The 19,678-nt window shown below is 71.7% G+C and carries 12 protein-coding genes and 2 pseudogenes; 11 read left to right on the top strand and 3 right to left on the bottom strand.

Annotated features, from left to right (window positions below):
• Positions 1 to 22 precede the first annotated feature (22 nt).
• Positions 23 to 3,610 (bottom strand): AAA and adenylate/guanylate cyclase domain-containing protein, encoded by a 3,588-nt coding sequence (locus tag QQK49_RS10125; RefSeq protein WP_284303802.1) that lies wholly within the window; start codon positions 3,608 to 3,610, stop codon positions 23 to 25.
• 147 nt (positions 3,611 to 3,757) lie between these two features.
• Here QQK49_RS10125 and QQK49_RS10120 point away from each other — a divergent pair, with 147 nt between their 5' ends.
• From QQK49_RS10120 to dnaE, 7 genes and pseudogenes are all read left to right on the top strand, one after another.
• The gene (locus QQK49_RS10120; RefSeq protein ID WP_284303801.1) at positions 3,758 to 4,657 is read left to right on the top strand and encodes a hypothetical protein; all 900 of its coding nucleotides are present in this window, start codon (positions 3,758 to 3,760) and stop codon (positions 4,655 to 4,657) included.
• 408 nt (positions 4,658 to 5,065) lie between these two features.
• Positions 5,066 to 6,238 (top strand): DivIVA domain-containing protein, encoded by a 1,173-nt coding sequence (locus tag QQK49_RS10115; protein WP_284303800.1) that lies wholly within the window; start codon positions 5,066 to 5,068, stop codon positions 6,236 to 6,238.
• Between the two features lie 570 nt (positions 6,239 to 6,808).
• Entirely contained in the window at positions 6,809 to 7,321 is a 513-nt protein-coding gene (gene lspA / locus QQK49_RS10110) for a signal peptidase II (protein WP_284303799.1), read from the top strand.
• Positions 7,314 to 8,246 carry an RluA family pseudouridine synthase gene (locus tag QQK49_RS10105; RefSeq protein ID WP_284303798.1) on the top strand — a complete coding sequence of 311 codons (933 nt, stop codon included), beginning with the start codon at positions 7,314 to 7,316 and terminating at the stop codon, positions 8,244 to 8,246. The genes lspA and QQK49_RS10105 overlap by 8 nt, the downstream gene beginning before the upstream one ends.
• 33 nt (positions 8,247 to 8,279) lie before the next feature.
• Positions 8,280 to 9,221, top strand: coding sequence for a patatin-like phospholipase family protein (locus tag QQK49_RS10100; RefSeq protein WP_284303797.1), 942 nt, complete (start codon positions 8,280 to 8,282; stop codon positions 9,219 to 9,221).
• Entirely contained in the window at positions 9,218 to 9,754 is a 537-nt protein-coding gene (locus tag QQK49_RS10095; protein WP_284303796.1) for a DUF309 domain-containing protein, read from the top strand. Before QQK49_RS10100 ends, QQK49_RS10095 begins: the two co-directional genes overlap by 4 nt.
• A gap of 146 nt (positions 9,755 to 9,900) precedes the next feature.
• Positions 9,901 to 13,498: pseudogene (gene dnaE / locus QQK49_RS10090) on the top strand (DNA polymerase III subunit alpha).
• Between the two features lie 72 nt (positions 13,499 to 13,570).
• Here the strand turns inward: dnaE and QQK49_RS10085 are convergent.
• A complete protein-coding gene (locus QQK49_RS10085) occupies positions 13,571 to 15,112 on the bottom strand; it encodes an SDR family oxidoreductase (protein WP_284303795.1) in 1,542 nt (513 codons plus the stop codon).
• A gap of 147 nt (positions 15,113 to 15,259) precedes the next feature.
• Between QQK49_RS10085 and QQK49_RS10080 the strand changes: the two are divergent.
• From QQK49_RS10080 to QQK49_RS10065, 4 genes and pseudogenes are all read left to right on the top strand, one after another.
• A pseudogene (locus QQK49_RS10080) lies at positions 15,260 to 16,315 on the top strand (S9 family peptidase); the annotation flags it as partial.
• Positions 16,316 to 16,488: 173 nt separating this feature from the next.
• Positions 16,489 to 17,412: a prolyl oligopeptidase family serine peptidase gene (locus QQK49_RS10075; protein ID WP_284303794.1), complete on the top strand. Its 924-nt coding sequence runs from the start codon at positions 16,489 to 16,491 to the stop codon at positions 17,410 to 17,412.
• An 87-nt stretch (positions 17,413 to 17,499) separates the two neighbouring features.
• Positions 17,500 to 18,495, top strand: coding sequence for an SPFH domain-containing protein (locus QQK49_RS10070; protein ID WP_284303793.1), 996 nt, complete (start codon positions 17,500 to 17,502; stop codon positions 18,493 to 18,495).
• 69 nt (positions 18,496 to 18,564) lie between these two features.
• Entirely contained in the window at positions 18,565 to 18,801 is a 237-nt protein-coding gene (locus QQK49_RS10065; protein ID WP_284303792.1) for a type II toxin-antitoxin system antitoxin, read from the top strand.
• A 72-nt stretch (positions 18,802 to 18,873) separates the two neighbouring features.
• Here QQK49_RS10065 and QQK49_RS10060 read toward each other — a convergent pair whose 3' ends face one another.
• The gene (locus QQK49_RS10060) at positions 18,874 to 19,650 is read right to left on the bottom strand and encodes an ABC transporter permease (RefSeq protein WP_284303791.1); all 777 of its coding nucleotides are present in this window, start codon (positions 19,648 to 19,650) and stop codon (positions 18,874 to 18,876) included.
• Positions 19,651 to 19,678: the final 28 nt, after the last annotated feature.

Raw genomic sequence — 19,678 nt, 5'->3', positions numbered from 1 at the left:
ATCCCACCAGACCCCAGGGGAGTCAGTCGGCGCGGGTCCGGTCCGCGGCGAGCCGCTCGGCCGCGTCCACCAGGGCCAGGATCGTGGCCGGGGACGGAGGGTCTGCGAGGTCGACAGGAGTGGGCAGACGCACACCGGCGAGAGCGGGGCCCACCGGACCCTCCTGCTCGGCCGCGATGTGCGCCTCCTGTGCGCAGGCGGGTTGACCGAGGTCGACGGCGATCCGCGCCACCCGCCTCACCAGCGACGGCGCGACGGCGTCGCCGGCGTCGAGGCGGCACAGGGCGAGGTTGACGATGCAGCGTGCGACCGTCGGGCAGTCCTCGAGGTCGAGCGCCTGGCGCAGCCCGCGCGTGACGAGCGTCGTCGCCGTGTGCGGATCGCCGCAGAGACGGTGCAGCTCGCCGAGATTGCCGCGCAGCGCCGCCTCGGCCGAGCGGTATCCGATCGAGCGGGCCGTCCGTAGCGCCTCCTCGACGCAGGCCGCCGCGGCACCGGGCTCACCGTGTTCGAGCAGACGCCCCGCGAGGTCGTTGCCCGTGTGGACGAGCAGGCGCCGGTCACGGCTGAGCAGCGCACGACGGTGCGCCTCCCGGCTGAGTTCCAGCGCCCGCTGCGAGGCTCCGGCCGCGAGAGCCGTGAGCGCGAGATTCGACAGTGCGGCGGCCACGAGCGCGTCACTGCCGAGGTGGTCGGCCAGGTCACGCTGGTGCCGCGCGACCGACCGCGCCGTCACCGGATCTCCGTGATCCAGATGCCCGAAGGCGAGCCGGTCCAGGGCGAGTGCCGCACCCTCGAGGTCTCCTCCCGCCTCGAGTTCGTCCGCCGCCGTGGCCAGCAGCACGATCGCGTCCTCGAACCGCGTCGTCGGCAGGAGGAGGGCGCCGAGGTCGCGCCGCGCGCGGGCGGCCGACACAGCGACCGGGCCGGTCGAGACCGCGGGTGATCCGGCTGCTGCCGCGGCGGCGAGTAGGGCGCGTTCGAGCAGGGCCTGCGCCTGCGGGCGTCGGCCCAGCAGAGCCAGGATCGCCGCCTGCCGGATCCAGAGGTCGGCGCGCGCGGCGTCCTCCCGCTCGATCGCGACGAGCCGGCGCAGGTGGGCGAGGGCGGTGTCGGTGGCGTAGTCGCGCTCGGCGATCCGTGCGGCCGCACCGATCCACCGCCGTTGTCCGGCCAGGTCGTTCGAGCGCCCGTAGTGGTGGGCGAGCAACTCGACGCGGGCGGGCTCCTCGTCCTGTGGCGCCGACCCCTGCTGTTCGAGGGTGCGGGCCGCGACTTCGTGCAGGCGGGACCGCACGGCGAGGCTGATCGTCGCGTAGGCCACGTCGTGGACCAGCGGGTCGGTGAATGCGAACGTCGCATCGCCCCGGCGCTCGATGAGCCCACGCAGCGCACCCGGCCAGCCCGCGTCGGAGGTCGCGTCGCCGTGCTCGCTGCCCTCGACGTGCTCGGGACTCAACGGGATTCCCGCGGCGCGGGCGCAGGCGCTCAGCACGGTGACCGAGCCGGTGTGGCCCGCGACGGCGGCGGCGTGGACGAGGGACTGCCGGCCCGGTCCCAGGTTGTCGAGGCGGGACAGCACCACTCGCCGGACGTCCTCGGGCAGCGGCTCGTCCTCGGGCATCCCGTCGGGCGGGTCTGTGTCGGCGTCGCGCTCCTCCCGGATGCCGCCGTCGCGATCGAGGGTCCAGTGCGCGAGGTGGTGAAGGAACAGCGGATTGCCGCCGCTGCGGGTGGCCACGGCCTCGATCCGGGGGTGGCCTGCTCCGAGGAGCTCGGCCGCCAGGTGCCGCGCGGCGCGCCGATCCAGAGGCCCCAGATCCGACCTGGCGACCTCGATCCCCGGAGCATCGAGCCAGGTCACGGGGCCACGAGCGGCCACGACGAGCACGAGCGGGTGGGTCGTCGACAGGCGCGCGACGTCGGTGAGGAGCCGGCCGGACAACTCATCGAGCCCGTCGGCGTCGTCCATGAGGATCGTCAGGCGCCGGTGGACGCGGCAGGCCCGCCGCAGCAGGTCCACGAGCAGCCGCCGGGTCGCTCCGGCCCGGTCCGCCGGCGACAGGTGTCGCGTCGCGTCGGTGTCGGGGGTCGGGATCCCCAGGGCGGTGGCGAGCAGCGGTGCCAGCTCGCGGTCGACGTCGGGCAGGCTCGCCGTCGCCCCCTCCGCACCGCCGATGTGCGGCTCCCGCCAGACGCTGCGCCAGGGCAGGTAGGGCGTCCGTGCCTGCACCGAACTGCCGGCGCCGACGGCGACGGGCCCGCTCAGGTGTGGGCGCAGGAGACGCAGCAGATGGGAGGTGCCGATGCCCGGCTCACCGGTCACCAGGACGACGCGCCCCGGGCCGTCGCGATCGAGCGCGGTGAGGTCGCGCAGGTGGGCGATCTCGGTGTCCCGGCCGACCGACCGAGGCGGTGGTGTGCCGGGTTCGAGAAGGCCGAGCCCGTCGGTGGCGTGGCCGGGGTCGACGACGTCGGAGTCCACCGCGTAGGCCACCTGCCCCGCTCGCCCCTTGAGTGGCAGCACGCCCAGGGCCCGCGTCGACAATCCCTCGCGCCCGCGGCAGCCCCGCGCGGTCGCCGCATCGATACGTACCTCACCGGCGGAGGCGCTCTGCGCCAGGCGGGCGGCGTGGTTGACCGAGTCGCCGACGACGACGTACTCCCGATGCCCCGGCCCACCGAGCTCGGCGCAGAAGGTCTCACCGGTGGCGATCCCCGCGCGCGTGGCCAGGCCGGAGTCGTGTCCCAGGACGAGCAGGTCGTGGGCGCACGCGACCGCATGGACGACGTCGTCGGCGTGGCTTCGGGGAGCGCCGAACCCGAGCACGAGGACGAAGTCCTCGCCGCGACCCTCGATCTGGCGCAGGTCGCCGTGGCGACGGGCGACGATCCGGGCCGCCTCGTCGAGGACGGAGCGTGCTCGCCGCAGCCCGCCGGCGCAGCACCCGACGTGGACGAAGACGGTCGTGACGACGCGATGGTGGGCGCGCATCGACGGATCCGTGGGAGGCACCGGGATGCTCCGGTCGGCCGGCATCACGGCCTGCGGGGTCCAGGAGGCGAGGCCACGCCCGACCTCCGCACGCCTCACGGCCACTCCCGCGGCCTCGACGGCCGGCCCGGTGAGGACGACGAGCCCGCGCAGCGAGGTGGGATCGTCGCCGGGCGTCGGGGCCCGCGCACGCATCCACGGCCTGTCCGACCGTTCGAGATCGAGATCGAGCTCGTCGAGGCGGAGCCGCCCGCTGCCCAACCCGACCCGGAAGATCGGGCTGCCGTGCTCCTGCGGCCAGGTCGGATCGCGTACGGCGAGGAGGTCGCGGGAGGCCTCGAGCGCGTCCGCTCGGGTCATGGCCAGTCGGCCGCCGGTGAACACCGCGGTGAGCGCGTCCCCGGCGAAGGTCACGACCCGGCCGCCACGGGCCTCGACGGCGCAGGTCATCGCGGCGAACGTGCCGTCGAGCAGGGCATGCAGACGTTCGATCCCACGCTGGCCCGAGCGGCTCATCGCAGCCGCGAGCGGGGTGAAGCCCACCAGGTCGGCCTGGAGGACCACCCCCACGTCGGGCGGCAGGTCGGGCCCACGGCCCGAAGACGACGTCGTCACACTTCAGTGTGTCGGGAGGCCGACGCCCGCAGTGTTCCCCGGACGACACAACCATTGCTCCGTCGAGGGCGCCGGGTCGACGCTGACAGGAGTCGCACCCGCGACGATTCGGGCGGTCGATCCGGCCGCCGCCGAGGAGTTCCTGCCATGCACCCGATCGCCGACCCGCGTCGCCCACACCCGACCGGACCCGGCGTGGCCCCGGGTCGCCGGCGAGCCACGTCGCGCCGCCGACCGCTGACCTTGAGCGTCGTCGCGATCGGCGCGTTGACGGGGTCGACGGTCCTGGGGATCGCCGATGCGCCGGCAGCTCACGCGGGCTGGCAGAACCTCGACGGCCGTGTGCTCGACGTCGTCTCGGCGTGCCGCGACGGCATCCGCTTCGAGGCGGGGCTCGAGGTCTTCAACGACTCCCCGGCGACGTCCGACTATGCGACCGAGTTCATCATGGCCAGGTCCGCACCCGTCGACGGCAACCCGTGGAGCACGGTCGACGTCGTCGCCCGCAAGGCGATCGTCATCCCGAGGTTGCCCGCGCTCGTGACGCTGCCGCGCGGGGCACCCTCGACGGCCACGGTGACGCTGAGCAACCGGGGCCGCTACCTCGTGCCGGTGGCCGCGGCGCGTCGTCCGCTGGCGCGGGGGCCCGCCGCGGTCACGTTGGGCAACAGCACCCCCAACCACGTGTCCGTGACGATCGGTGACTGCTTCCTCTACGCCCCGATCGACATCGTGCCCGGGCGCGGCCACAACCAGGTGCGCATCGGCCGCGGAGAGGTCACGGTCGCGCTCAAGAGCACGCCCTATCTTCGGGCGGACCGCCTCGACCGGCGCACGTTCCGGTTCGGACCGAAGAAGGCCGTCCCCCTGCGTCACCGCATGGTCGACATCGACAGGGACGGCCGTCGCGACCTCGTCATGACCTTCCGGACGTCGAAGACGGGCCTGACGTGTACGAGCACCACCGCGGCGCTCGTCGGCAAGACCCTCAGCGGCGGCCGGCTCGAGGGCCGGGACAAGGTCACCCCGGTGGGCTGCCCCCGCTGAGCGGAGGCGGGGTGACCCACGACGTAGCGCAGTTTCGACGTACTCCTCGCGCCACACGGTTTGGGGGCACCCTTCTGACCTGCGATGTCGCACAGCGACCGCAGAAGCGGCCTCTCCGAGGACGTCGAAACTGCGCTACGTCCCGCGAGCCGGCTCTCGGATCGCCGGTCCGGCGGGCCCCTCGAGCGCACTGAGCGACGTGCGAGTGCGCCTCGGCAGGTGCGGTGAGTTGTCCACAGGTTTCTCGATCGCGTCGTGCTCAGAAGCGTCGAACACGGGCGTCCGACCTGGACGCATGTTCTGCAAAGGCGCTCTCACCTGCTACGTCGTCGAAAATGTGGGCTCGGCGAATCGCCCGAATTCCGTTACTCTGGTGGTGGATACACCGGCGCGATCAAAGGGTTCACCATGCCGCTCACCCCCGAGGACGTTCTGAACAAGCACTTCACCGCGACGCAGTTCAGGCGTGGTTACGACGAGCAGGAGGTCGACGACTTCCTCGATGAGGTCGTCGTCGAGTTGCGACGCCTCGCGGGCGAGAACACCGATCTGCGACGCTCCGCCGCCGTCGGTGGGCCCGCCGGCGCGATCGGGCAGACGGCCGGTGGCGAGGAGTCCGCCGAGGCCGAGCAGGAGGCCGCCGCACGCATCGAGGCCGCGCTGGCGCGTGCCGAGCAGGCCGAGCGGGAGGCGCAGGCGCGCATCGAGGCGGCCGAGAAGGCCGCCGCCGAGCGGGAGGCCGCGATCGCGGCCGCCGGTGAGTCCGACGACGAGGCCGCTCCGAAGGCGCAGCAGACGCAGGCGCCGGTCAAGCTCGCCGGTGAGAGCGGTGACTCGGTGCAGGACGCCGCGGGTGTCATCGCGCTGGCGCAGAAGGTCCACGACGAGTACGTCGACCAGGGACGCACCGAGCACGATCGCCTCGTCCGCGAGGGCACCACCGAGCGCGACTCCCTGCTCGAGGAGGGTCGGGCCAAGCACGCCGAACTCGTCGAGACCGGTCAGGCCCGCCACGACGAGCTGGTGCAGACGGGTCAGGCCCGCCACGACGAGCTGGTCCAGACCGGTGAGGCCCGCAACAAGGAGCTCATCGAGACCGCCGAGGCGCGGCACGAAGAGCTGGTCGGCACCGCCCAGGCCCGCCACGACGAGCTGGTCCGCACCGGGCAGGCCGAGCACGACCGCCTCCTCACCACGGGCCGGGAGGAGCACGAGCGCCTCGTCACCACGGCGCGCGAGACCTCGGCGCAGCTCGTCGGAGAGGCCGAGTCCCGCCGCGAGGAGGTCCTCTCCGACCTCGAGCGGCGTCGCGGGTCCTACGACACCAAGATCCGCGAGCTCGCGGCCTACGAGGGCGACTACCGCACCAGGCTGACCTCGTTCATCGAGTCGCACCTGCACGGGCTGCCCGACGGCGGGTCGGTGCGCCCGGGCGACCTGCCCGACGGCGCGATGGCCGCCGACGACGCGCACGAGCCTGCGACCGACCAGCACCACCAGCACGACCACCAGGCCGGTCAGGAGCACGGATCCGAGGAGTCCGAGCGCTCGGAGGAACGCGTCGAGCAGCCTCAGTTCTGAGGGGGCGGGTCCGGGCGACGCCGGGGGCCGGTGAGCCCTATCCTTTCCTGCACCACGACACGAGCCGCTGTCGTGGTGCAGGCCCGTGGATCGGACGAGTGATGACCAGTGTGAGCACGTCGGTGCCGGAGAGCTCCGGCGCCGGACCCGGGACCCCGCCGGTCCGTGACGGTGAGCAGGCCTGGACGGCCGAGGAGATCGAGGCGGTCCAGGCCGAGCTCCATGCCGAGATCGCGAGGATCGCGGCCGAGGTGGAGATGACCGAGGCCGATCTCGTCGAGTTGATGCAGAACGACGGCGGCGGCGCCGGTGACGACACGGCCGACGCCGGTGGCAAGGTCGCCGAGCGGGAGCAAGAACTCACGCTGGCCCGTCATTCGCGGACCCTGCTGGAGCAGTCCCGGCTCGCGCTCGGCAAGCTCGCCGAGGGCAGCTACGGTGTGTGCGAGCAGTGCGCCGAGCCGATCGGCAAGGCGCGGCTGCAGGCCTTCCCCGTGCCACGCTCTGCGTGGCGTGCAAACAGAAGACGGAGCGTCGCTGATTTCCGGTTCCACCGCCGCCGGGTCCCGTGTGGCCCGCCCGCCCCTCATGGTCCTCCTGCTGGTCCTCGCGCTCACCGTGTGGGCGCTGGATCAGCTCTCCAAGCAGTGGGCCCTGGCCTCCTTCGTCCAGGGCGAGGCGGAGCCGTTCCTCGGGCGGATCCTGCAGTTCACGCTGGTGTTCAACCCGGGCGCGGCCTTCTCCCTCGGGACGTCGTTCACGCCGGTGCTGACGGTGATCATGGCGAGCGTGTCGATCGCGATCGTCGTCGCCTCGACCCGTGTGCGTTCGTCCTGGTGGGCGATGTCGTTGGGGTTCCTCCTCGGTGGCGCTCTGGGCAACCTCACCGACCGGTTGTTCCGGCCGCCGGGTTTCGCCCACGGTCACGTCGTCGACTTCCTCATGCTGCCGAACTTCCCGGTGTTCAACGTGGCCGACTCGTTCATCACGACGGCCGCGGCCTGCCTGATGGTCGCGGCGTTCAAGGACATCCCCTTCGCCGGGGGCTCGCGCGCCCACTCCGAGGAGGTCGACCATGCCTGACGTCCGCACCATGCCCGTGCCCGACGGCCTCGCCGGTGAGCGGGTGGACGCCGCCCTGGCGCGGCTGTTCGGGGTGTCGCGCACCAAGGCGGCCGATCTCGCGTCGGCCGGTGCGGTGCTGCTGGACGGCCGGCCGGTCGGCAAGTCCGACCGGCTGATGAGTGGATCCGTCCTCGAGGTCAGCCTGCCCGACCCCGACGCCCCGACGGGGTTGGAGGTCGTGGCCGACCCGGTGCCGGGGATGCGCATCGTCCACGACGACGACGACATCGTCGTGGTGGACAAGCCCGTGGGCGTGGCGGCCCATCCCGGAGTCGGTTGGCACGGACCGACCGTCGTCGGCGGCCTGGCCGCCGCGGGGTACCGCATCTCCACCTCGGGCGCGAGCGAGCGACAGGGCATCGTCAGCCGCCTGGACGTCGGGACGAGCGGTCTCATGGTCGTCGCCAAGAGCGAGCACGCCTACACCATGTTCAAGCGGGCCTTTCGCAACCGGGAGGTCGACAAGACCTACCACACGGTCGTGCAGGGGCTGCCCGATCCGATGGTCGGCACGGTCGACGCGCCGATCGGCCGGCACCCGGGGTACGACTTCAAGTTCGCGGTCATGGCGAGCGGCAAGCCGAGCATCACGCACTACGAGGTGCTCGAGGCGTTCCGCAGCGCGAGCCTGCTGGAGGTCAAGCTGGAGACGGGCCGCACCCATCAGATCCGCGTGCACATGGCGGCGCTGCGGCACCCGTGCGTCGGCGACCCCCTCTACGGCGCCGACCCGACCATCGGCGCGCGCCTTCGCCTGGAACGGCAGTGGTTGCACGCGATGGGCCTGGGCTTCGAGCACCCCGGCTCGGGGGAGTACGTCACCTTCGAGAGCACCTATCCCGCCGACCTGCAGCACGCCCTCGACGTCCTCGCCCAGGGCTGAATCCGCAGCTCCGACACCAGGATCGAACAGGCCGTGACCCCTCACCCCGTCCTCGCGCTCATCGCCGATCGTCTGGCCTCGGCCAGCCGTCCGGGGGCGCGGGAGGACGACGCCCGGCTGGCCGTCGTGCTCGAGGGCGGGAGTTCGCGAGCCGCGTACGGCGGGGGGATGGTCGAGGCGCTCGAGTCCCGCGGCGTGCTGCCCGCGGTGGACGCGGTGTACGGATCCTCGGCCGGCGCCCTCAACGGCGCGTGGCTGGTGTGCGAGCGGGTGGCGGCCGGTGTGCACGGGTGGTGGGAGCCGGTCGTGACGAACGGGGTGATCGACGTGCGCCGCGCGCTGCGGGGTGGCGCGTTGGTCGACACCGACCACCTCGTCGACCACGTGTACGAGCGGATCACCCCGATGGGGTACGCGGAGATCCTCGCGAGCGACGTCGAGTTCCACCCCCTGGCCACCGACGCGATGACGGGGGAGTCGACCGACCTCGCGCCGTTCGTCTCGAGCAAGGGCGATCTGCAGGCGGCGCTGCGGGCCACGACGCGGATGCCGGTGCTCGGCGGGCCGCCGGTGAGCCTGGGTGGGCGCACGTTCATCGACGCGGGCATCGCCGAGTCGGTGCCCGCGCTCACCGCCTGGGCCCAGGGGGCGACGCACCTGCTCGTGCTGCGCACCACCTCACCCGACCACGTCCGTCGACCGGCCGGCAGGCTCGAACGCGGCGTCGTGGCGCGATGGATGACCCGCCACGCCCCAGGCGCGGCGGCGGCCTGGCTGCGACGCGAGGAGACCAAGGCCGAGGCCGAGCGACTCCTGGCCGGTGACCGACACACCCTGCAGATCGCGCCACCGGCCCACGGGCCGCGCATCTCCCGCGTCGGGCGCTCCGAGGCGACCCTGCGGACGGCCGTACGGCTGGGACGCGCGGCCGCCGACGAGGTGCTGGCGCCACTGGATCAGGAGCGGATCGCATGAGCGACGACCGGGACGAGAACGCGACCGAGGACGAGATCGAGGACGACGGCGCGGGCGTGGATCGGCAGGAAAGGGCGTCGACCGGGCGCGCGCGGCGACGAGCCCGAGACCGCGACGAGGAGGGACGTGCGCGGCAGGCCCGCCCGCGCGACGCCCTCGGCCGCCCACTGCCCTACGGCGCCACCGGGGTCGAGCCCGTCGACGAGACGCCGCTGCCTCCCGAACGGACGATCGAGGTGGCCCGCGGGCTGCTGGCGGCGGGACGTCCGTTCTCGGCGCACGAGATCTACGAGACGCGCTGGAAGTCGTGCCCGCAGGCCGAGCGGGACCTGTGGAAGGGCCTCGCCCAGCTGTGCGTCGCGATCACCCACGGCGCTCGCGGCAACACCACCGGAGCGCGGCGTCTCCTGGGCCGCGGCGAGGAGCGACTGGGGCAGTACGGGCGCTCCGGCGGTCCGAGGTACGGACTCGATCTGGTCGCTCTCGTGGACGAGGCCCGATCACTGGTCGAGACGCGATCCGCGGGAGGGTAGTGCTCCTCGACCGGTTCGGTATCGCGGTGTCGTCGGCGGGCCTGCGCCGTCCTCGGGTCGCGCCGTGGGCCGGACACGCCGAGCCGCCAGCCCGGGCGCGGACACGGTCGAGGGTTGTCGGTGGGCCGACTTAGGATGCCCGGGTCATGAGTGAGAACCCCGCCTCCGCCCCCGGCAACTTCGTCCACCTGCACTGCCACACCGAGTACTCGATGCTCGACGGCGCGGCGCGGATCGACGACCTGTTCACCGAGGCGGCGCGCATGGGGATGCCGGCGATCGCCACCACCGACCACGGCTCGATCTTCGGCGCGTACGAGTTCTGGAAGAAGGGGCGGGCGCACGGGGTCAAGCCGATCATCGGCATCGAGGGGTACGTCACCCCGGGCACGCACCGCAGCGACAAGACGCGGGTCAAGTACGGCGACGGCGGTCGCGACGACGTGTCGGGTTCGGGGGCCTACACCCACATGACGTTGCTGGCCGAGAACACCGCGGGGATGCACAACCTGTTCCGGCTGTGTTCGCTGGCCTCTCTCGAGGGGTACTACTTCAAGCCGCGCATGGACCGCGAGCTGCTCGAGACCTACGGCAAGGGCATCATCGCCACCACCGGATGCCCCTCGGGTGAGGTCCAGACCCGCCTGCGCCTCGGGCAGTACGACAAGGCGATCCAGGCGGCCTCCGAGTTGCGCGACATCTTCGGCGCGGAGAACTACTACTGCGAGCTCATGGACCACGGCCTCGACATCGAGCGCCGGGTGCAGAAGGACCTGCTGCGGTTGGCCCGCGAGTTGAACCTCCCGCTGGTGGCCACCAACGACCTGCACTACACCAAGCCCGAGGACGCGGTGGCCCACGCGGCGCTGCTCTGCGTGCAGTCGGGGTCCACGCTCATGGATCCGGGCCGGTTCAAGTTCGACGCCGACGACTTCTACCTCAAGTCCGCCCAGGAGATGCGCCACCTGTGGCGTGAGCTGCCCGAGGCGTGCGACAACACCCTGCTCATCGCCGAGCGGTGCGAGGTGGAGTTCGTCGAGGGCGAGGGCCGGTACATGCCCCGCTTCCCCTGCCCGGAGGGTGAGGACGAGACGAGCTGGTTCGTCAAGGAGGTCGAGAAGGGCCTGCACGAGCGGTTCCCCGAGGGCATCCCCGACTACGCCCGCAAGCAGGCGCAGTTCGAGATCGAGGTCATCGTCGGCAAGGGGTACCCCGGCTACTTCCTCGTCGTGGCCGACTTCATCCAGTGGGCCAAGTCCCAGGGCATCCGCGTCGGGCCGGGCCGCGGCTCGGGTGCGGGGTCGATGTGCGCGTATGCCATGAAGATCACCGACCTCGACCCCATCCCGCACGGTCTGATCTTCGAGCGGTTCCTCAACCCCGAGCGCAAGTCGATGCCCGACTTCGACGTCGACTTCGACGAGCGTCGGCGCGGTGAGGTCATCCGGTACGTCACCGAGAAGTACGGCAGCGAACGCGTCGCGCAGATCGTCACCTACGGCACGATCAAGGCCAAGCAGGCGCTCAAGGACGCCAGCCGCGTCATGGGTTTCCCCTTCGCCATGGGCGAGAAGCTCACCAAGGCGATGCCGCCCGACGTCATGGGCAAGGGCATCCCGCTCTCGGGGGTGTTCGATCCCGAGCACAAGCGGTACGCCGAGGCCGGTGAGTTCCGCGCGATGCACGACGAGGACCCGCAGGCGCAGGAGATCGTCAAGACCGCGCTCGGCCTCGAGGGTCTGAAGCGGCAGTGGGGTGTCCACGCGGCGGGCGTCATCATGAGCTCCGAGCCGCTCATCGACGTCATCCCGATCATGCGCCGCGAGCAGGACGGCCAGATCATCACGCAGTTCGACTACCCCACGTGCGAGACCCTCGGGCTCGTCAAGATGGACTTCCTCGGCCTGCGCAACCTCACGATCCTCGACGACGCGCTCGAGAACGTGAAGATGAACCGCGACGTCGACCTCGACCTCGACGCGCTGAGCAAGACCCTCGACGACCCGGCCACGTACGACCTGTTGGCCCGCGGCGAGACCCTCGGGGTCTTCCAGCTCGACGGCGGCGGCATGCGCACCCTGCTGCGCCTCATGCGGCCGGACAACTTCGAGGACATCTCGGCGGCGCTCGCGCTGTACCGGCCCGGACCGATGGGTGTGGACGCGCACACCAACTTCGCCCTGCGCAAGAACGGGCGGCAGGAGACGACCCCGCTCGACCCGCGTCTGAAGGGTCAGCTCGAGCAGAAGATGATCGACGCGCTCGAGCCCATCCTCGGCACGACCTACGGCCTGGTGATCTACCAGGAGCAGGTCATGGAGATCGCGCAGAAGCTGGCGGGGTACACCCTCGGCAACGCCGACCTGCTGCGGCGGGCCATGGGCAAGAAGAAGCGCGAGGTGCTCGACGCGGAGTTCGTCAACTTCGAGAAGGGCATGCTCGACAGCGGGTTCTCGGCCGCCTCGGTCAAGGCGCTGTGGGACGTCCTCGTGCCGTTCTCGGACTACGCGTTCAACAAGGCGCACACCGCCGCGTACGGCCTCGTGTCGTACTGGACCGGGTACCTCAAGGCCAACTACCCCGCCGAGTACATGGCCGCCCTGCTCACGAGCGTCGGCGACGACAAGGACAAGTCGGCGCTCTACCTCAACGAGTGCCGCCACATGCGCATCAAGGTGCTCCCGCCCGACGTCAACACCTCGATCGGCAACTTCGCCGCGGTCGGGGAGGACATCCGGTTCGGCATGAACGCCATCCGCAACGTCGGCCAGAACGTCGTCGACGCCATCGTCGCCGCGCGCGAGGAGAAGGGGAGTTCACCAGCTTCTCCGACTTCCTGTCCAAGGTGCCGGCCGTGGTGTGCAACAAGCGGACCATCGAGTCGCTCATCAAGGCGGGCGCGTTCGACATGCTCGGCCACACCCGGGCCGGGTTGGTGCGCGTGCACGAGAGCTACGTCGACGCGCTGGTCGACATCAAGCGCAAGGAGGCGATCGGGCAGGACTCCCTGTTCGGCGCGTTCGGGTTCGACGACGACGCCGACGAGGGGCTTCCGCCGGTGGCGGGCTCGACGGGCTGCCCCCGATCCCCACCCAGGAGTGGGACAAGCACACCCTGCTCACCTTCGAGCGCGAGATGCTCGGCCTCTACGTCAGCGACCACCCGCTGTTCGGCATCGAACACATCCTGTCCCAGCACAGCGACACCTCGATCGCGACGGTCTCGATGCCGGCCGACGAGGGCGGGCGCGCCGACGGCGCCACGGTGACGATCGCCGGCCTCATCACCGGGTTGCAGCTCAAGCGCACCAAGAAGGGCGATCTCTGGGCCATCGTCACGGTCGAGGACCTCGAGGGTGCCGTGGAGTGCCTGTTCTTCCCCAGCACGTACATGACCGTCAGCACCATGTTGTCGACCGACGTCGTGTGTGCCGTGCGCGGCCGCATCAACCGGCGCGACGACCAGGTGTCGATCTACGCGCAGGAACTGACGCTGCCCGACATCACCGAGGGTCCGCGCGGCCCCGTGGTCGTGTCGATGCCCGCCACGCGAGCCACCAACGGGCTCGCCCTCAAGCTCAAGGGCGTCCTGCACGAGCACCCCGGCGCGACCGAGGTCCACCTGCGGCTGACCCAACCGGGGCGCACGGTGCTGATGAAGCTCGACGACAACCTGCGCGTCACGGCCTCACCGGCGTTGTTCGGCGACCTCAAGGCACTGCTCGGCGCCTCCTGCCTGTCCTGAGCCTGAGCCTGAGCCGGATCAGGCCCAGGCCCAGGTTGCGGTCTGGGCCGAGGCCGAGGCCGAGGTCGCTGCTCAGGCGTTGCCGGCGATCGGCGTCTTGCGTGCGCGGGCCGCGGCGCGGGCCGGCATCCGGACGGTGTCGCCGACGACGACCGGTGTGAGCTTGCGCCGGCGGCGCTCGGCCGCCCGGGTCAGGCTCGGCATGTGCACGTTGCGGATGTAGTCGTGCCAGTCGATGCGGCGGACGTCCAGCGCACCTTCGACGCCCAGTTCGGCCGCGCGGGTGAGGAGTCGGCGGGTCTGGGTGTCGTCGTAGGTCGTCCGGCTGCAGGTGTAGGGCTGGTAGATGGAGACGTAGTTGCGCAGCAGCGTCAGCTTGCGGATGGCGGGCTCGATCCGTCGGCGCGTCGGCTTGGACAGTCCGGGGATGAGGTCGAGCAGGTCCGCGGTGCGCGTGAGCACGGTCGACCTGCGCGAGGCCCAGGAGTCGATGTCGCCGGGCGGGAGGAATCGCCACGGCCGCGGGCGGATCGGGGTCCCGTCGCGGCTCGTCCAGGGGTGCGCACGGAGGTAGTCCTCGACGTGGGCACGGAACCGGTCCAGGGTGATCGGGTTGCTGACGCCGGTGCCGACCTGGAAGTACCGGGCGTGCCCGGCGGGCGTGTGGGCGGCGGTGTCCTCGTGCGGGACGGCGTCGGCAGCCATGACGGCGTCGACCACGACGTCGACGGGCACGATGTCGATGACCTCCTCGGGGCGGCCCGGGAAGGCGACCAGACGGTCCTTGGCGTAGGCGGCGATGAGGGGGTCGGCGACCTTGAACCCGTCGATCCAGCCGGGGTGGGGCCGGGCGACGGCGCTCTCGATGATGGTCGGTCGCAGCACGGTCAACGGGAGTCCCCGGCCGGCCCACAGCTCCTCGGCGACCCGTTCGCCCAGTGCCTTGCTCATCGTGTAGACGTCGGTCCACCCGAGCTGGTTCGCCCGCAGGCGTCCGAGTTCCCGCATGCGGGTGTCGCCGGAGGTGGCGGGCACCGGCAGCATTCCGGCCTCGGAGTCGAGCATGGCCCGTCGGGCCAGGGAGGCGGCGACCTCGCCGCGCCAGTCGACGTCGTGCTCGACGGGCTCCTCCGTGGAGAGGGCGACGCGGTCGGTACCGACGTAGGCCGTCGAGACGTGGATGACGTGCGGCCGGGCGCCGGCGGCGTGGAGGGCCTCGTACAGGTGCTGCGGGCCGAGGACGTTGGCGCGCATCGAGTGGTCCCAGGGCGCGTCGAAGGAGACCGTGGACGCGCTGTGCACGACGAGGTCCAGATCGGCGGGCAGGGCCGGCAGTCCGTGGGCGAGGTCCGCCTCGATGACGCGCAACCGGGCGCGTGCGCGCGCCACGCCGGCAGCGCCGACCTCCTGGCGCCATCCGTCGAAGGCTTCCTTGGCGAGCAGCTCGTTGAGTCGCTCCGTCCCCGTCCGGCCCGTGCGTGGGCGGATCAGGACGTGGACGAAGGCCTCCTGGCGCAAGAACCGTTCGAGGACGGCCTGGCCGACGAAGCCCGTTGTCCCCGTGAGGAGTACGGAGCGAGGACGGCGCGGAAGTTGGCGAACGGTTCGGGACACAGGTCGGCTCCTGTCGTGGGGCGCGTGCCGACGTACCGGCCAGGGCCGGCGACGGCAGGGGTAGCGAGGGGGGCCACCGTCTTCCCTGTCGACCGACCGACCCAGCACCTGAGGGGATCGATCCACCCGGCGACCTACAGTTGCCGCATGGATCAGCGACGTTCGAGCGCCCCTCAGGAATGCCGGCCGCCCCGGGTCGACCGCAGGTCGACGAGGCGAACCCATCACGGCGACACGGTAATCGACCCGTACGCGTGGTTGCGAGACATCGATGATCCAGAGGTGGTCAAGATCCTCCATGCCGAGAACGCCTACACCGAGGCGATGACGGCCGGGTCGACCGCGACGGCGGAGCGCATCTTCGCCGAGATCAAGGCCAGGACCAAGGAGACGGACCTGTCCGTGCCGGTCCGGTATCGCGGGTGGTGGTACTACTCCCGCACCGAGGAGGGCAAGCAGTACGGACGCCAGTGTCGGGTGCCCGCGGAGGGAACGGCGCGTCCGATCATCGATGCGGAGTCCTCGCAGCGGGGCGAGCAGGTGCTCATCGACGGTGACGTCGAGGCCGCGGGCGGGGAGTACTTCGCGATCGGCGCCCTGGAGGTGGACAACGCCGGTGAGCGCGTGGCCTTCGCCGTCGACCGCAGCGGCGACGAGCGGTTCGACGTCGTCGTCCGCGACGTGGCGAGCGGCCGCACTCTGGAGGACGCTCTGCACGGGGTGGGGTACGGGCTCGTCTGGAGCGGCGACGACCGCTACCTGTTCTACACGCGCGTCGACGACGCCTGGCGTCCGCACGAGGTCTGGCGGCACGAGGTCGGCACCCCCGTGGAGGACGACGTCCGCATCTACGTCGAGGAGGACGAGACCTTCTGGATGGGGATCGACGTCTCGCGCGACGAGCGATGGTTGATGGTCATGACCGGTTCGCGGTCCTCCTCGGAGATCCACCTGCTCGACCTGCGGGATCCGACCGGTGAGCTCCGGTGCGTCCGCCGCCGCACCCCGGGCCTGGAGTACGACGTCGAACCCGCCGGGGACCTGCTGTTGATCGTCCACAACGGCGACCGGGTGGACTTCGCGGTGTCCGCGGTGCCGGTGGAGCGCGTCCTGCGGCAGGAGGATGCGCCGTGGGAGCCCTGGTGGACGCCGGCACAGGACGAACGTGTGCTCGCGGTCGAGGCGTTCGCGGACTTCGTGGCCGTGTCCCTGCGCAGCGGCGGTCTGCCGACCGTGCGCCTCATCCGCCGCCGATCGGGTGCGTTCCCCGTCGACCCCGTCGACCCCACGGACATCGTCGAGATCCCGTCGTTCGCGCCCTTGGGGTCGGTGTCCACGGGGAGAACCCCGAGTGGGACACGACGCGGCTGCAGATCGTGCAGGAGTCCTTCCTCGTCCCACGCCGGGTGTGCGAGTTCGATCCGGACACGGGCGTGGTCGAGGTCGTCAAGCAGCGTGAGGTCCTCGGCGGCTACGACGCGTCGCGGTACGTCGAGGAACGCCTGTGGGTCGAGGCGGAGGACGGGGTGTCGGTGCCGTTGTCGGTGGTGCGCCGCGCCGACGTGCCCGCGGACGGCACGGCGCCCGGCCTGCTGCGCGGCTACGGCGCGTACGAGATCCCCAGCGACCCCTACTTCTCCGTGCCGTCCCTCTCCCTCCTCGACCGCGGTGTCGTGCTCGCCGTGGCGCACGTCCGCGGCGGTGGGGAGATGGGCCGGTCCTGGTGGCTCTCAGGACGATTCGCCGACAAGGTCAACTCCTTCACCGACCTGGTGGCCTGCGGACGGCACCTGCTGGACTCCGGGCTCGTCGCCCGCGACCGGCTGGCGCTCGAAGGTGGTTCCGCCGGTGGGTTGCTCGTCGGCGCCGCGGTCAACCTGGCGCCGGAGCTGTTCCGGGTGGTGCACGCCGCGGTCCCGTTCGTCGACGCGCTGACGACGATCCTCGACCCGAGCCTGCCGCTGACGGTCGGGGAGTGGGAGGAATGGGGCAACCCGCTGGCCGATCCCGAGATCTACGCGGCGATGAAGGCGTACTCGCCGTACGAGAACGTGCAGGCGCGGCCGTACCCGGCGATCCTCGCGACGACCAGCCTCAACGACACCCGCGTGCAGGTGGGGGAGCCGCTCAAGTGGGTGACCCGGTTGCGCGAGACGGTGACCTCCGATCAGCGGGAGCGGCCGATCCTCCTGCGGACCGAGATGGTCGCCGGCCACGGGGGTCGCAGCGGCCGGTACGACGCGTGGAAGGACGCCGCCTTCGAGATGTCCTTCCTGCTGCACCACCTCGACGTGGAGTGAGGCGTCTCGCGCACCCCTCGATAAAGTGATATCGTTTTTATATCACTTTGATAGCGCGCTCGGAGAGCGTGCGAGGAGGAGGTCGCGATGAGCACAACCACGGACGGCGGCGCGGTCGAGGAGGCCGGGGTCGGCCCGGCCGAACAGCCGCAGGCGAGTGCACCCGTCGGACACGAGGGGACCCGCGTCGACATCGACGAGACCAGGGCGTGGGCGGCGAACGGATTCCTCGCGCTGCTCGTCGCACTCCTGCTCGTCCTCGGGGGCGTCGCGCTCGGCGTGTTCGCCGTCGGCGACCTCGCGGGCCAGCGCTGGGGATTCGGCAGCGGAGGCGGGCTCGCGGGCGGCATCGTCCTGTTCCTCCTCGGCCTGCTCGTGCTGAGTTCGGTGACCATCGTGGCGCCGGGGCAGACCAAGGTGCTGCAGTTCTTCGGCCGCTACGTCGGCACCAACCGTCGCACCGGCCTGACGATGGTCATGCCGCTCACGACCAAGCGCTCGGTGTCGGTGCGGGTCCACAACTTCGAGACGAGCTCGCTCAAGGTCAACGACGCCGACGGCAACCCCGTCGAGATCGGCGCCATCATCGTCTGGCAGGTCGCCGACACCGCCCGTGCGTGCTTCTCGGTCGAGGACTACGAGAGCTTCGTGCGCGTGCAGGCGGAGGCCGCGTTGCGGCACGTCGCGACGACCCACCCCTACGACGAGTTCGGCGAGGGCGGGACGTCGTTGCGCGGCTCGACCGACGTCGTGTCCCGGGAGCTCGCCTTCGAGGTGGCCGAGCGCGTCGTGGTCGCGGGCGTCGAGATCGTCGAGGTGCGGATCTCCCACCTCGCCTACGCGCCCGAGATCGCCCAGGCCATGCTGCAGCGCCAGCAGGCCGGAGCGATCGTGGCGGCCCGCGCGCGCATCGTGGAGGGGGCCGTCGGCATGGTCGAGATGGCCCTGGCCAAGCTCGAGGCCGAGTCCATCGTCGAGCTCGACGACGAGCGCCGGGCCGCGATGGTGAGCAACCTGCTCGTCGTCCTCTGCGGTGAGTCCAAGGCCTCACCCGTCATCAACACCGGCAGCCTGTACACATGACGAAGGCCCGCCGTGCCCGGAGCCACACCGCTCCGGGCACGGCGACGCCACCGATGGGAGGTGGGTCCCATGGCCGATGAGACCCCTCGTCGGGCGGCTCCCGACCGGTCGGCCCGCAAGCAGGTGCTGCTGCGGCTCGACCCCGCCGTCCACGAGGCGCTGGCCCGGTGGGCGGCGGACGAGTTGCGCAGCGTCAACGCGCAGGTGGAGCTCGTCCTGCGCACCGCGCTCACCGACGAGGGCCGGATGCCCCGGGACGCTCGGCCCGTGCCTCGCCGCGGCCGACCCCGCAAGGCCGAGACGTAGCCCTACCCGACAGCGCGCCGAGACCGCCGGCTATGGCCGGCGGTCTCGGCGCGCGGGGTGTCGGGCGCTCGCTCAGGCCCGGGACATCCGGCCCCGCACGACGAGTTCGAGGGTGAGCGGCACGGCCACGGACTGGGCCAGGAGGATGCCGGCCAGGACGACGAGTTGGAGTGCGGCGGCCTCCAGCGGGGAGGCGCCGCCCAGCAGGGTGCCGACGAACGCCCCGGGCAGCGTGACGAGCCCGACCGTGCGCGTCTGGTCCAACCCCGGGATCAGCGACAACCGGGCCGCCTCGCGGGTGACGAGCAGGGCGGCGTCCCGGGGGAGCAGCCCGATGGACAGGCCGGCCTCGAACTCCCCACGCCGTTCGGTGAGCGCGTCGAGGGCGCGGCGACCGGCGAGGGTGGTGGCGGTCATGGCGTTGCCGATGAGGATCCCGCCCGTCGGGATGACCGAGACGGGTTCCAGCGGCAGCAGGCCCACGAACAGCAGGCCCGCGGTGAGGGGGACGGCGCCGATCGCGACGGGCAGCAGCGGCCAGACGCGTGCCGCCCCGCGCAGGCCCATGCGCCCACCGGAGGTCAGCGCCGCCACGACGACCATCACCGTCACGAACGCCGCGGTCAGCCACCAGGACGCGAGGACGCCGGCGATGAGGAGACCGACGACCCCCAGTTGCACCGTGGCGCGCACGGTGGCCGTGAGTTCGGCCCGCCCGTCGCCGAGCCCGGTGGCCCGACGCAGCCAGGCGGCCAGCGCGGCCATGACGAGCACCACGACCACGAGTCGGACGAAGCCGTCCGGTCCGCTGACGTCGATGAGGGCGTTCGAGGACTCCGCGGTGATCACGGGGACGAGTATCGCCACCGCCCTCGCC

This window comes from Mobilicoccus caccae (assembly GCF_030161635.1).
Lineage (GTDB): Bacteria > Actinomycetota > Actinomycetes > Actinomycetales > Dermatophilaceae > Mobilicoccus > Mobilicoccus caccae.
This window is presented reverse-complemented; position numbering and strand designations above follow the sequence as displayed.

Excerpts from the sequence above, each read along its gene's own strand:
- QQK49_RS10120 (WP_284303801.1), top strand. The coding sequence starts at position 3,758 with ATGCACCCGATCGCCGACCCGCGTCGCCCACACCCGACCGGACCCGGC.
- QQK49_RS10115 (WP_284303800.1), top strand. The coding sequence starts at position 5,066 with ATGCCGCTCACCCCCGAGGACGTTCTGAACAAGCACTTCACCGCGACG.
- QQK49_RS10105 (WP_284303798.1), top strand. The coding sequence starts at position 7,314 with ATGCCTGACGTCCGCACCATGCCCGTGCCCGACGGCCTCGCCGGTGAG.
- QQK49_RS10095 (WP_284303796.1), top strand. The coding sequence starts at position 9,218 with ATGAGCGACGACCGGGACGAGAACGCGACCGAGGACGAGATCGAGGAC.
- QQK49_RS10070 (WP_284303793.1), top strand. The coding sequence starts at position 17,500 with ATGAGCACAACCACGGACGGCGGCGCGGTCGAGGAGGCCGGGGTCGGC.
- QQK49_RS10065 (WP_284303792.1), top strand. The coding sequence starts at position 18,565 with ATGGCCGATGAGACCCCTCGTCGGGCGGCTCCCGACCGGTCGGCCCGC.